The 13,753-nt window shown below is 35.7% G+C and carries 14 protein-coding genes; 9 read left to right on the top strand and 5 right to left on the bottom strand.

The window, feature by feature from the left end; all coding sequences use genetic code 11:
• Together H2672_RS19440 and H2672_RS18330 are read left to right on the top strand one after the other, a co-directional pair.
• Positions 1-289 (top strand): hypothetical protein (locus H2672_RS19440; protein ID WP_255485891.1); only part of this gene is annotated, 289 nt, incomplete at its 5' end.
• 120 nt (positions 290-409) lie between these two features.
• Positions 410-862 (top strand): hypothetical protein, encoded by a 453-nt coding sequence (locus tag H2672_RS18330; RefSeq protein WP_186673773.1) that lies wholly within the window; start codon positions 410-412, stop codon positions 860-862.
• A gap of 144 nt (positions 863-1,006) precedes the next feature.
• On the opposite strand, the gene H2672_RS18335 is transcribed toward H2672_RS18330, so the two are convergent.
• A complete protein-coding gene (locus tag H2672_RS18335) occupies positions 1,007-1,420 on the bottom strand; it encodes a DUF3888 domain-containing protein (RefSeq protein WP_186673775.1) in 414 nt (137 codons plus the stop codon).
• An 826-nt stretch (positions 1,421-2,246) separates the two neighbouring features.
• Here H2672_RS18335 and ltrA point away from each other — a divergent pair.
• The 4 genes from ltrA (at position 2,247) to H2672_RS18355 (ending at position 6,783) form a co-directional block, all read left to right on the top strand.
• Positions 2,247-4,010, top strand: a complete 1,764-nt coding sequence (gene ltrA / locus H2672_RS18340) for a group II intron reverse transcriptase/maturase (RefSeq protein WP_222439459.1) — start codon at positions 2,247-2,249, stop codon at positions 4,008-4,010.
• Positions 4,011-4,291: 281 nt separating this feature from the next.
• Entirely contained in the window at positions 4,292-4,696 is a 405-nt protein-coding gene (locus H2672_RS18345; RefSeq protein WP_186673779.1) for a hypothetical protein, read from the top strand.
• Positions 4,697-4,829: 133 nt separating this feature from the next.
• The gene (locus tag H2672_RS18350; protein WP_186673781.1) at positions 4,830-5,069 is read left to right on the top strand and encodes a hypothetical protein; all 240 of its coding nucleotides are present in this window, start codon (positions 4,830-4,832) and stop codon (positions 5,067-5,069) included.
• Positions 5,070-5,391: 322 nt separating this feature from the next.
• Positions 5,392-6,783 (top strand): VanZ family protein, encoded by a 1,392-nt coding sequence (locus H2672_RS18355; RefSeq protein WP_186673783.1) that lies wholly within the window; start codon positions 5,392-5,394, stop codon positions 6,781-6,783.
• A gap of 255 nt (positions 6,784-7,038) precedes the next feature.
• Here the strand turns inward: H2672_RS18355 and H2672_RS18360 are convergent, their stop codons facing one another.
• Both H2672_RS18360 and H2672_RS18365 read right to left on the bottom strand, forming a co-directional pair.
• On the bottom strand, positions 7,039-8,493 hold the full coding sequence (locus tag H2672_RS18360) for a beta propeller repeat protein (RefSeq protein ID WP_186673784.1): 1,455 nt from the start codon (positions 8,491-8,493) through the stop codon (positions 7,039-7,041).
• A 147-nt stretch (positions 8,494-8,640) separates the two neighbouring features.
• Positions 8,641-9,078: a hypothetical protein gene (locus H2672_RS18365; RefSeq protein ID WP_186673785.1), complete on the bottom strand. Its 438-nt coding sequence runs from the start codon at positions 9,076-9,078 to the stop codon at positions 8,641-8,643.
• Positions 9,079-9,504: 426 nt separating this feature from the next.
• Between H2672_RS18365 and H2672_RS18370 the strand changes: the two genes are divergently transcribed.
• The 3 genes from H2672_RS18370 to H2672_RS18380 all read left to right on the top strand — a co-directional run bounded on the left by H2672_RS18370 (position 9,505) and on the right by H2672_RS18380 (position 12,366).
• The gene (locus H2672_RS18370) at positions 9,505-10,113 is read left to right on the top strand and encodes a recombinase family protein (protein WP_186673786.1); all 609 of its coding nucleotides are present in this window, start codon (positions 9,505-9,507) and stop codon (positions 10,111-10,113) included.
• A gap of 73 nt (positions 10,114-10,186) precedes the next feature.
• On the top strand, positions 10,187-10,750 hold the full coding sequence (locus H2672_RS18375; protein WP_186673787.1) for a hypothetical protein: 564 nt from the start codon (positions 10,187-10,189) through the stop codon (positions 10,748-10,750).
• Positions 10,751-11,200: 450 nt separating this feature from the next.
• A protein-coding gene (locus H2672_RS18380) for an IS3 family transposase (RefSeq protein ID WP_186673788.1) occupies positions 11,201-12,366 on the top strand; the annotation gives its coding sequence in 2 pieces (ribosomal slippage) (positions 11,201-11,477 and positions 11,477-12,366; 1,167 coding nt in all).
• Positions 12,367-12,498: 132 nt separating this feature from the next.
• Here the strand turns inward: H2672_RS18380 and H2672_RS19785 are convergent.
• Together H2672_RS19785 and H2672_RS19790 are read right to left on the bottom strand one after the other, a co-directional pair.
• Positions 12,499-13,071, bottom strand: coding sequence for a tyrosine-type recombinase/integrase (locus H2672_RS19785; protein WP_255485892.1), 573 nt, complete (start codon positions 13,069-13,071; stop codon positions 12,499-12,501).
• The gene (locus tag H2672_RS19790; RefSeq protein ID WP_255485893.1) at positions 13,052-13,399 is read right to left on the bottom strand and encodes a hypothetical protein; all 348 of its coding nucleotides are present in this window, start codon (positions 13,397-13,399) and stop codon (positions 13,052-13,054) included. The genes H2672_RS19785 and H2672_RS19790 overlap by 20 nt, the downstream gene beginning before the upstream one ends.
• Between the last annotated feature and the right edge of the window lie 354 nt (positions 13,400-13,753).

Consider the following 13,753-nt stretch of genomic DNA (forward strand, 5'->3'; position numbering starts at 1 on the left):
TGGGGATAATTTCAAAGGCTTACCTATCACTATCACAAATCTTATGCCATTAACGGGCCATTTTACAGAAGTTGAAAAGGGAGAGAGAAAGATGAATTTAGAAACAACGAATAGCACTTTTAACTTTGGAGATATCATATTTACACTGTTTTCACTAGGTTTTATTGTAATAATTATAGCTTTGATTGTGTTCGTGATTCGTACTAACAATAAGCGAAAACACCAACTCGATAGAATTGAAAAGAAAGTTGATAACCTAAATCAACAAACGAAAAGTAGTAACAAGTAGGTATGTCATTCTTTTAACGGGTGCAATTCTGTAACAAGGATTTGTACCCTATTTCTATATTCGGGCCAAATAAGAGATTAGAAGGAGGTAAATATCATAAAGCGTTTTATTGTTATTTTAATGATGACAAGTTTTTTACTATTATCTGCTTGTAGCGAAGAGAATAATACAAATTATTTCCCATCAGAAGAAGCTGCCGTTGAGGATTTAATTCAAAGTGAGGAAATTAAAGGAAGTATAGACTTGATAACTACAACGGACGAAATAGAAGTTTTAGTGATCGAACGAGATAAAAACAATTATTCTGTAGCTGAATTGTTAGAAGATAAAAATGGCTACACCGCCAATAGAATATCAGCAAATGTTGTTATGGAGTTAGGTGGAAGTTGGGAGTTAAAAACAAATTCCAAACAAAAATACACAATCTACTTTGAAAAAAAGCAAGAGAATCAGAACTTTTATCCTTTATCGAATGGGGATTATTATATCTCATTAGTAGAAGGTCATCAGATAACAAAGGAAGACCCAATTTCCACGAATTCAATAAAAGATATTAGGGCTGTAAAAGATTAATCCCGTGATAGTTGAAGGTTACCCAACAATATCAGTATTCCTTTATCGGGTGCGATTCTGGAACACAACCGTTCAACAATAGGCACCCGTTTACGGAATCATTACTTAAACTAACGGGGCAGGTTAGTTTAAGCCTATTTATAATTATTGAGGGTATTTATACGTTTTTAGGTGCGTGTGATTTATCAATTTAACGGTAGGTCCAGGAGTAATCTCATATGTCATTCGGTCTTTCCCTAATGGAATCCATTGTCCACCATCGGTAGGCTCAATTTCAAATGTAATTTGCAATTGAAAGCCACGAAAGCCATTAACTCTTCTTGTTTTTATCACTTCAATATCCCAAGGAACAACATGAGGTGTAACCTCCTTTACAATCTTCGGATAATAATAATTAGTCAAGTCATTTTCAATATAAGGAGTAAGCATTAGCATAAGCATATCTTGTAACCTAAGCTCTTCAGAGTCTTGAGTTGGTTCAGCTGATGAAACGATTGTTGTTTGACTAGAAGTAATAAGGACAAGGGATAGTATAAAAACGATTAACAACTTTTTCATTTTCTTCAATACACCTCTTTACAACTTTAATCGTATTGTTACCTTTTCTGAAAAAAGTATGTGCTTCTTCAACTAATGGGTGCGCGCGACAAGTTCTGCTATAAGCGTTTACAGCGTGAAATGCAGGAGATTCTATGATTTAAAATCTTAACTTTACAATGGAGGATGGGAATGAAGGAACCACGTTTCCTAAAACCATCCCGTTAATACTCCTGCATGCGTTATGACTAACAGGTCATTAACGTATGAAGCCAGGTGAAGTCGGCAGAACAAAGGCTGTAGCCATTCCTTACGGAACAGGTATGCCAATGGATATGCCGGACGGCTGAAAAACTAAATACGGTGAGAATCGTTCCATTATAAAGGAACTGACGAACTTCCGAAGGTAAGGGTCTAAAGTTAGAACACAAGGAAACTTGTGACTCATCGAACGATGAGGTGAATGGTGTAAAGTAAAAATGCACCCTCTGAAATACGCTATACCGAACTATGGCGGTATCAAGTTCACAGGCTTACAGGAAGCACCTACGTTTAGAATGGATAGCTACATTGTAAGGAACTTGGAAAGCAAGAATCGTTGAAACGAGGGCTGTTACCTAAAACGGTTGCTATAAGCGTAATGGCGAAATGCATTTGTTCTTGCGAGGGTAGGGGTACGACTGATGAAACCTCTGTAATGGAGATGGAGGAACAGCCCCAAGTCTAGCGATAGGTAATAATTATTTTTCAAATGTGCATTGCACCGATCGGGTAAGAATGTGGGAACATCACTTCATAGAGGAATGATGCCACAGTGCAAGCTCTACGATATTGGGATTATTATGGGATGACAGATACCTTTACTGACTTACATCAACGAGCTAAAAATAAAGAAACATTCCATTTACTATACGACATCATCACGTCGCGGAATAACATTTTATTAGCGTATCGAAAGATTAAGTCAAATAAAGGGTCGAAGACCCCTGGAACAGATGGTAAAACCATCTTAGATATAGAGAAACGAACTGAGGATGAATTAGTAGAAGAAATACAAAGACAGCTCAAAAATTATCGCCCAAAGAAAGTTAGGCGTAAACTTATTGAAAAAGATAATGGCAAGATGCGACCATTAGGTATTCCATGCATCCTCGATAGAATCATCCAACAATGCTTTAAACAAGTGCTGGAGCCGATTGCTGAAGCTCACTTTTATAATCATAACTATGGATTCAGACCGTTGCGCTCTACTCATCATGCGATGGCAAGAGTTCAATTTCTAGTTAATAAATCACAACTCCATTACGTTGTAGATATTGATATTAAGGGCTTCTTTGACAATATCAATCATACGCTGCTTATTAAGCAACTATGGAATTTAGGTATTCAAGATAAGAAGGTTTTAGCCTGTATATCGAAAATGTTAAAAGCGGAAGTAGATGGAGAAGGTATTCAGACAAAAGGCTCTCCGCAGGGTGGCCTACTTTCACCCTTATTGTCTAATGTTGTATTGAATGAACTGGACCAGTGGGTAGCGAATCAATGGGAACTATACCCCCTCCATAAATCACTCAAGACTAGAGAAGGTGAACGTCTTGCAAAAAAGCGTTCACACTTAAAAGAAGGCTATATAGTTCGTTATGCTGATGATTTTAAAATTTTATGTCGAGATTGGAAAACTGCTGAAAAGTGGTTCCATGCTGTTAAACTTTATCTGAAGGAACGCTTAAAACTCGATATTTCACCAGAAAAATCGAAGATTATTAATCTGCGTAAGCATGAATCTGCTTTCCTTGGATTCACAATACGTGCCAATCGTAAAAGAAAGAAGCGTGTTGCGCATACATTTGTCAAAGCCGAGAAAATGCAAAAAATCAAAGCGGAGGCAAAGAGACGAGTTCAAGCACTGCGAACAACGCCAACGGCTCAAAATGCTTTACGATTTAATAGTTTTGTCCTAGGGTTACACAATTATTTTAATAGAGCCACTCACGTCAACTTAGCGTTCTCACGTCTTGCCTACGAAATAGGTGCATTCATGTACAATCATCTTAAATCTGTCGGGAAATATGAACATCCAAATAATCCTCCACCCGTTTATAAAAAGTTCTATAGCTTAGGCTCTAAAACTCATAAAGTTGCCGGGGTGCATCTCTTTCCTCTCGGAATCATCAAAACCAAAAACGCGATGTGCTTTACACAAAGTTTAACACCGTTTACCGAAGAAGGTCGAGTACAAATAACCACCCGATTACGTATAGACATCAGGCAGGAAATAGTATTGCTACTGGAATCAAAAATACCGACACGAAGTGTCGAATATATGGATAATCGAATTAGTAGATACAGTATGAAGCAAGGAAAATGTGAAATCACAGGCACGTTTCTAGAAGCACAAGACGTAAACTGTCATCACTACACTCCTTTGCATCTCGGTGGAAGCGACAAATTCAATAATTTACGTATCTTACAAAAAGAGGTACATAAACTAATCCATATGACCGACACAATTAAGATTGCTAAACTCATTAAAGTCTTGGATATCACAGAACCGATGTTAAAGAAGATTAATAAATATCGGATAAAATGTGAATTAGAATGCATTAAATAATCCAATTCAACAAGAGAAACTTGAAACTTATAATTAATAAAACCATCGCTAGATGGAGCGCGGAATGCTTGGAAACTGGCACGTTCCGTGCAGAGCAGGGGAAAAGCTGGAGATAACTTCAAATGCTTACCTATTGCTACGATTCTGTAACAAGGAATTGTACCCTATTTCCATATTCAGATCATAGAGCAATAACTAAATTATTAATTATACAATTCACAGGATGTTACAATGCAGTTGAATGAAGGGTGTAATTACTTTCCACATAGGGAGGAATGAAAATGCGGATTTTATTAAATCCTGAAGAGTATGCAATGGTTTGTAAATGTTCATTAGAACTAGCTACTAAAAGATGTTCTTTTTTTGAAAATCTTTATAAAAAAAAACTTAGAGCTGTTTGCCCTTCCTGCAATGCTTCAAGCGATAATTTATACTATGACGATGATGATAAAAAAGATGAAATAAATATTGTCTATATTCGGTGTAGAATATGTAGAGATACATTTTCCAGTAATGATACAAGATTACGTGAGTGGCATGCCGGAAGCGGTTTGTTTGATCAAGTTTTAGATGTAATCGATTATGGTAAGTTCTCTGTAATGGGATTTGCTAATGAAGATTTGTCGGAAAAAGAGTGGTTTCAATTTGTAACGGATTCAACTAATAATTTATATAATGATGACTAGAAAATGAATAAACTTAAACTAAAGGGGACAGATGTGGAAGAAGCAATGTGCCTGAATCGGGCCATTTTGTTGAACAAAGACAGTCCCAACCTTGTAATTTCCTTTTCGTAATTTTATGTGGGGTGAAATGAAATTGAGGCTATTTAATACAATTCTTTCCGTTGCACTTTTGTTTTTTGGAATCCTAGGTTTGATGTATGCATTTAGAATGGATAGCAAGAAGCAGAAGGAAATCGCAAAAAATGGGGACATTTTTTCTCAAATTCTCTCTGCACTTCCTCTGTATCTATTCAAAGTAGTATTTTCATTAATGTCACTAATTCCTGTGGGGATTGCGATAGGAATGTGGTTACAGGCCTTTCAAACTGAATGAATTATTCAATAAAAGGGTGCTTTAGTTGAAGTATTAGCTGCCTTTCATGGCAGCTTTTATTATTGAGTAATGGAGTTAACTACTTCCGTGACTGGGTGTTATGTAAACTAGATTTGTATAACGTATTCATGTGATACTTTGGGACCTTGTTAAATTAAAGAGCACTTAAGGAAACAACACTTGGTAGCTAAATTGGAGATAATGTTAGAAAACGGAATTTTCTAAGTGTTGCACTTAAGAAGTGATATAGTAAAGAAATGAATAGGTACTAGCTAAGCAAAAATCAACACAATTCATGGGTTTGTATGAAGGAGAATAGAAAATGAGGTTACAAGAAATCATTAGTACAGTTAGGGAATATTTTTTTCTGGCATTAATAGCCGTAATTTTTTTAGGGATTATCTTTTTTCTAGGGTATTTCATTGTATATAAAAAAAATTTCGGAGGAAAGAAAAACCTTTCCAAGAAGCAGCTGCTTCTTGGGGCATTGTTTATTTGTTATATCATCATGGTTATTGGCGTGACTTTTTTGAATAGAGGTGGAAACTATCAAGGTAGGATGGATTTATCTTTTCTTAGTTCATACCGCGAGGCTTGGTATAGTTTCAGTGTAAGCAATTGGCAGTTCGTATATTTAAATATATTGATGTTTGTACCGTTGGGTTTTCTTTTCCCGTTACTGCATTCACGTTTTCGAAAAGCAGTTTGGACAATCGGGATGGCAGCGTTATTTACTCTTTCCATTGAAAGTGTCCAGTTACTAACAGGATACGGTATTTTTGAAGTGGACGATTTATTTAATAATCTACTGGGCGCCATCATTGGATATGGTATCATCATGGGCTTTATTACATTCAAAGAAAAGGGAATAAAGCGATCCTTTATCTACTTTACACCTTTATTACTAGTGGTTATCCTATCCGGAAGCATGTTTACGTACTATCATTTGAAGGAGTTTGGAAATCTCTCCATAGTGCCAAAACATAGAACTAATATGACAAATGCAACAATTACTATGGAAGCACAGCTTGATGATACTAGAAGAACTGTTCCGATTTATAAGGCGCCAAGCTATTCAAAACCTTACGCTAATGAATTTGTAATAGAATTTTTTAAACGTATGCATCTGGACACGTCTGGGATGGAGATTATTTCCTATCCGGTTGAAGGTATTTATTGGATTAGGCATGAGAGATCGCATAATATATGGTTTCGATACTTAGATGGAAGTTATAGTTATACAGACTTTTCAAGCCATGACGAAGATAAGAAGCCAAAGGACGTAGATGAAGAAACCTTAAAAGAAAACTTAACAAAATTCGGCATCGATATTCCACAAGACTCGGATTTTCAAAAAGTCGATACTGGTATTTATGAGTGGACAGTAGATAAAATGGTAATAGAAAATCAGCTTTTAGATGGTTCTTTAACGGTAAATTATTATAACGATAATACAGTGAAGAGAATTGACAATCAATTAGTAACCTATGACAAGGTAAGGGATATTCAAATAAAGAGCGAACAAGAAGTGTATAAAGAAATTTTAGATGGGAAATTTAAATATTACTCTGAAAATAAAATGATGAAAATCTTACATATCCATAAAATAGAGGTAAGCTACTATTTAGATTCCAAAGGCTATTATCAACCTGTTTATGCTTTCCATAGCACAGTAGATGGAATGGATATGACTATCTTAATTCCGGGAATCTAGAAAATTTTTAGGGCGCTTTAATTGAACAAGCAGCTAAAAAGATCTTCCAACCGAAGATCCTTTTTCAGTACCGATAAGTGCTTCCGTGAACGGGTCTTATGTCTACTAAGGTACATGCAGCATAACAAAAGGGTCGATTTCTCTAACAAGAAATCGACCCTTTTTATTTATTTTTCGTTCTTCAAGTAAAGCACCTCGTTAGTTTAAGTGAAATGTTTCACAATATATTTTTTCAAGGAGATTCACTTCAAATTTTTATCTTCTCTGCGAAATCGGCATTTCTTCCCACGAATAATCTGGTGCTGTTGCAATCCATAACGTATCTCCCATGATATCCACATCCCAAACGATGGAATCCCCCGCATCAAACACTTTTTCAGATTTACTTCCATCTTTCGTGTTGATGGAATAAATGGCTTCACCTCTATGTGTGATTCCGAATAATTTCTCTCCTTTTTTTATAAGTCTAACTACCACTTCGTCAACTTGTATTTTACTCCAATTTTCCTCTTGAAGGTTTCGGGTCCAAATTCCACTTTGCGTGGCAATGAATAGCCGATTATGAATCACTTGCATATCCTCAGGTTCATCATTATGATTCTGCATAGTTATCTCGTTCCAGCCATCATTTGTCTTTTTCAAAATCTTCCATTCCTCTGTTAATCCAACCAAATCTCCATTATCCGATATTAGAACCACATAAAATGGTTTAGGTACTATAGTTTGCTCCCAACTCTCCCCTTGATTGGTCGTATAGTAAACCTTTCCATTTGATAGCACGGCTATATGGTTGTTGCTTGAATGATCAATTTTCTCAATCATGTGGTCTAATGAAAGAATTTTCGTTCCTTTACTTTTTGATGTCATACCTGCCCATAATTCTTTTTCCGTCGCTACATATAATTGATCGTTGGTATCGAACCACGCGTGTGTTACATAACCATTGGCTTGGAGCTCTGTCCATGATTCTCCATTATTTAGGCTCCATTCAATAAAAGGTTGCTTGGTTACACTAAATTGTGTTGGTTTTTTGTCTCCCCATGAAGCTAAATTGTTGTTTCCAGCGACAACCCCCGTAATCGCCATTCCTTTTTTGGTCAGGTTATCGGTTCCATTACGTTTGTTTAGTAATCCTCCACCGAATGGTAATTTGTGACTCGCTCTGACTACATCTCCGTTTTGGGCATTGAATGAAATTCGAGCGAAACGGCTATCTCGATCATTTCCCAAAACGGCTACAATAGGTTTACCGTTTTCAACATCAAGTGTAAAATTGTATCCCGTAGCCCAATCCACCCCTTTTTGTAAATCATATTTTTTCTTTGCGATTTTCACTAAATAAGGACTGTCAAATTTTATGTCATCTAATTGTATTTTCCCATAACTAGGTCCTTTACCCTTAAGAATCCCACTTATTTCTCCTTCTGAAATAAATACAAATAATTGTTGATCGGTATTTGGGGACTCAAAACTCAAAGTCCAATTATACCGTTTTCCAGTTGCTCCTCTTGTTCCTCCCATTTTTTCATCAACACTGGTTAACATCACTAAATACGCATTCCCATTCCATTTTTTAGCTCTATCTAATCCAAGATTAATCGCTTCTTTTAGCGTAATTTCACCATCTGAAGCGATTCCTTCATGATCAATCAAATTTACAATAACTAAAAAAACAACTAATAAACAAGAGATTATTTTTAAAAACCTCAAAATCTTCACCATCCTATGATTAATGTACCTATTTAGGATGGTGCAAACACTCCGTTATATCCCCTCTTAGATCTAATATAACAATCAAAATACTCCTTTTATCAGAGAAATCCTTATTGAAGTAAAGCACCCTTTTGTGGAAAGTTGTTAATGAAATCTAAACCAAGCAAACCATTGTCCCTGTTTGTTTTTAGTAACAAAGATTTGTCTGTGTGATGCATCGTATGCCGGTAAATATTGTGGAAATAGTACTTCTACAAACCAAGAATTATTCGCTATTTCTTCTCCGCAATAATTCTTAGCCATTGCATAATATTCATCCGGATGTGGTGCCTCCGGAAGATGTGCTATGGTTTCCACTTTCCAACCTTTGTAATTTGAATCTTTATAAACCTCAGGAATAATCGTATTCAATGCATTTATAAGGCCTTTATCTGAACTCACAGGCCCTAAATTTTGCGCGTTAGGACATTTCCCATTGTTAATTAAAAATGGTACTCCTTCTTCTGTTTCAGCAAATAACATTTGGGGATATATCAAAATTCCTAATATACAAATGTAAATAATAACTCGTAAATGATTCATCGTATTACCTCCTGTACGGTTATCAGTCATAGGACCACGTGTATATTATTTACCTCTTTGTAAAATCTATAGCCTGCCTTTTAAAAAAACTTGCTTATGCTACTTCTTAATAGACAATCTGGCCCTTATATGTAGTATACCAATGCGTAGTATTTAACGTTAATAACGTTAAAGATTATAGCAGAAGCAAATGTATATTCCAGTGTTTTCCACCCCTATCATTCACATAAAAACCACATTAGAAGCATCAAAATATTAGCATTCGTAAAAGTACACTTTAACGGACTACTTGAACAGATAAACAAAAGACGAAAATAAACGTCCGTTAAACTACTTAATTAGTTTGCGGACGTCCCTCTAATTGTGTATACTTTTACGAACGTATAAAGGTATAATAATAGAAACTAGTGTTCTAGGAGGTATGAGTTGGAGAAACGAAAATTTGGATATGTTCGAGTAAGCTCAAAAGATCAAAATGAGGGTCGTCAAATGGATGCTATCAAAAGTATGGGCATCAATGATCGAGACATCTTTCTTGATAAGCAATCAGGAAAGGACTTTCACCGGGAGCAATATCAATTAATGAAACGGATGATTAGAAAAGGAGATATTCTTTATATTCATTCGCTGGATCGGTTCGGCCGTAGCAAGGATGACATTTTAAATGAATGGCAAGAACTCACGAAAGAAATAGGGGCTGATATAGTGGTACTGGATATGCCTTTGTTAGACACCACAAAATATAAAGACAGTATTGGTAGCTTCATCTCGGATCTTATTCTCCAAGTTCTCTCCTGGCTTGCGGAAGACGAGCGGAATAGGATACGAACACGTCAACGCGAAGGTATTGATTCAGCCCTCACCAATGGTGTTAAATTCGGACGACCATCAATTGAAATAACCGATGATTTCATTCAATCATATGATAAATGGCAATCTGGGGGAATTACAGCAGTTAAAGCGATGGAGGAAGCAGATATGAAAAAAACGTCATTTTATAAGATGGTTAAGGAGTATAAAGCCACGAAAGAATAATTATTTTTAGATAGGCTGAGTAGTTATATAATATATTTTAAACTTAATAAGTAAAGCAAAGGAGGATTCGAGCATGAACTCTATATTTTTATTAATCTTTTCAATTTATGCTTTTTTTATAGGGTATAAGTTTATTAAACCAAACTTTAAAAAATCCTTATTTACAACTTTTATTATTATTCTTATTACAAGTATATTATTATTCTTCCTGGTAGATATAGTTACTTTCAAGCCACGACCAAATAAAGCGACTTCTGGTAATGGGAATTTAGGTTTCATTGTTCTATACTTCCTAATTCCAATTTTTCTAACCCTTTTATTTATATTAAGTAAAGGGATTTATCAAGGCTTTCAACGGCAACCACTATCTGAATTGAAAAAACATATCATGTTTGGGATTGTTTTACTTGTAATGGGGACTATATTGCAAATAACATATGTTTCAAGTAAATTAAACGCTTTATCAAATCACCCGTATAATCCATTCGAAGAAGGATATAGAGGATTTATCATTAATCAGTACACGAACACCTTGTTTTTCAATGGGAATATATATGGTATTTTTATTGCAGCAGTAGTTATTGGAACTCTTTTAACTCTTAGGTTTAAAAGAGGTAAAGACCACAGTAAAATATAGATACCATAGTTAAGAACTCTCAGGGATATTCTCTTTTCCATAAAGTTGTACAGTAAACATTTCAGAAATTTTGTACGCTATGCAAATTTTAACCTAAAAAAGTCGAATTCCTGTAGGTTAAGGAATCGACTTTTTAATTTTTGTTGTTAAGCTAAGCATCCGATTATTGAACAAACAAAATTAAAAAAGCGACCGTATTTCATGAATGACCAGTACTAGAACCAATGGTTCTAGTACTAATCCCCTCAAAATGGAGTTCCAAAATCCTCCGATAACTAACCATAAAAATAACCTTCTGTATAGTAGTGTCATGCTAATTTGCATGCAACTTTAGTATACAAGAGGTTATTTTATATATAGTGGTTCTCTGTCTCGCAAAGGGTGGCTCTATTCTCCGCAATCGGTGGCTCGAAACTCCGCACAAGCGGCTCAATTCATCTGCAATATTCAATGGGCAAAAACGTATATTCAAGCGAAGTTAAATGGGCAGTAGTTAAGGATAAATTAAGTGGTGAATTGACTAATAAGGAGATTATGGAGAAGCACGGAATTAAAAATTATTCACAGATTAAGACTTGGATGAAATGGTACCGCGCAAATGAAATTTATCGATTTGATCAGCCAATCGGTAAACAATACACTTTTGGTCACGGTCCCGAGTTTTCCAGCGAAGATGACAAACGGGAACGTCAATTATCTCACTTGAAGATGGAGAATGAAATTCTAAAAAAGTACATGGAGATCGAAAGGGAGTTGAAAAAGAAATAGTTCTACAAATTGTAGAGAAATTTAAAAAGAAGTACAAGATTACAGCCATCTTGTCAGCGTTAGAAGTACCGCGAGCGAACTATTATAGGTGGTCATTTCAAGGAATCAATAAGTTACTTTCAGTAGAAGAGGAAGCCATTATGGAACTGTGTAAGCGTACAAAATATCGGAATGGACACAGAAAAATAAAGGCACTGTTAAGGAAGAAATACAAGATAGAATTGAATCGCAATACTGTTCAGAACCTAATGCAAAAGCATAACCTACAGTGTCGCGTCAAGCCCAAGCGGAAGTGGAAATCCCAAGGCGAAAGTATCATAATTGCCCCTAATCTTCTTAAGCGTGATTTCACGGCTAGTGAACCGAACAAGAAGTGGGTGACAGACATCACGTATATCCAGTATGGTAGTACCACAAAATATCTTTCGACTATTATGGATTTATTTAATAATGAAATTGTAGCTTACAAATTATACGATCATCAACAGACACCGCTCTTAATTGATACGTTAAAGGAGGCGCTGGCTGTCCGTAATCAGCCTGAAGGAGTAATTATACATTCAGATCAAGGGAGTGTTTACACGTCATATGCGTATCAGGCCTGTATTAAGGAAAACGACCTTGTCAGCAGCATGTCGCGTAGAGGAAACTGTTGGGATAATGCGGTGATTGAATCTTTACATTCGAACTTAAAGTCCGAGGAATTTCAGCATGTTAAATTTAATTCGCTACGCAATCAAGACGCAATTGATCGGGTCATTACCTATTTAAACTATTATAATGAAGAACGTATCCAAGAAAAGTTAGGCTACCTAACACCCGTAGAATATGGTGTAGTGGCAGCCTAATAAGGTGTTTTATATGTGTCTCATATCGCTATGTCAGTCTAAAAAGAGGTTTTTTTATATACTTACAACGACTGCTTTAAAGTTTTGGGATTCAACAGTTTTATAATTCCAAAGTTAATATCTCTTCTATACCTACAAATATTTATCCAAGGTTGTCTCGGACACCGTTAGGTAATGTTGAACTAAAGTTTCCAAAGATTTATGACCTGTTTGTTGCGCAATAGTTGGTAAATCTGCACCTGCTGCGTGCATCGCTACCACTTGGCTTTTCCTGAAATTGTATCCTGTAAGTCCCCCAGTCCACCGCTGCAGAGCTTTACAATAACCTATTTCACTAATAGCTGTGCTCTCATAGCGTCCATTCTTATATACTCTCCCTACAAAGTAATCGTCTTCTCTAAGACCATATTCTTGTATATAAAGCTCTATTGCATTGATTACGTCTTTCGTGAGCCGTTTAGTATGCCATCTTTTTTGCTTCTTCAAATAAACATGGACGGAGCTGTTTTTTAAATCAAAACCTGATATTTTCATACGAACCATTTCATTAGGTCGGTTAGCGGTTACAAGATTAACTAAACAAATTGCTTTTGCTCTTATCGGTAGCTTATTAAGAGTATCCATCAATTCTCTCTTATCGCTGGCTGATTTCCCTCGAACCTGAATCAAATGGGCATATTGATCTTCACGATACATTTTCCGCATCGCTGAAAGCTCGTATGCAACTCTGACCTCTCCTTTTGAAATCTATATTACGAATTACACTTAAGTATTTTCTAATAGCTGACAGTCTTCGTTCCCACGTCGTTTTTTTAACTCTTTGTTCAGTCAATGAGATATACAAATAATCAAGCAGCGCCTCTGTTCCAACTAGTTGGCCCGTACTGGAACAATACTCCTTATATCTTCGAATATCCCCTTCATATTGTCTTGGAATCTCCCCCATCTTTTTATCCATGAGAATTTTTCTGTCGTAGTAACGTTTTTTGGTCTCAAATGTATCTTGGTGCTTTGATATTTTTAAATCTGACATTCCTTTTCCTCCCCACTTCTTTTAAAAATCAATCTTGGCCAACATTTTGACAGATTGATTTTGAAAATAATTATGAGGCAATACAAAAGAGGTAGAGAAGTAAAAAGTGGTGCTAAAACAAATACTCAAGTCATGATTTTGATTGTAGAAAGTTTTTTGTAATTTGTAGTGACAATGTTAACTCAAGTAACGTCAACTCATAATAATTTTTCGTTAACGAATGATTCAACATCCTTAAAATCCTCTGTAATATTCTTGTAAGGTATTGACTCTAATATAGTTTCTCTATATTTTTTATCCTGCTTTATACTAAGTCTAGAATCTAATACTGTCGCTATTCCTATATCGGTCTCT

The sequence above is a fragment of the Sporosarcina sp. BP05 genome, assembly GCF_014282005.1.
In the GTDB taxonomy this organism is placed as follows: domain Bacteria; phylum Bacillota; class Bacilli; order Bacillales_A; family Planococcaceae; genus Sporosarcina.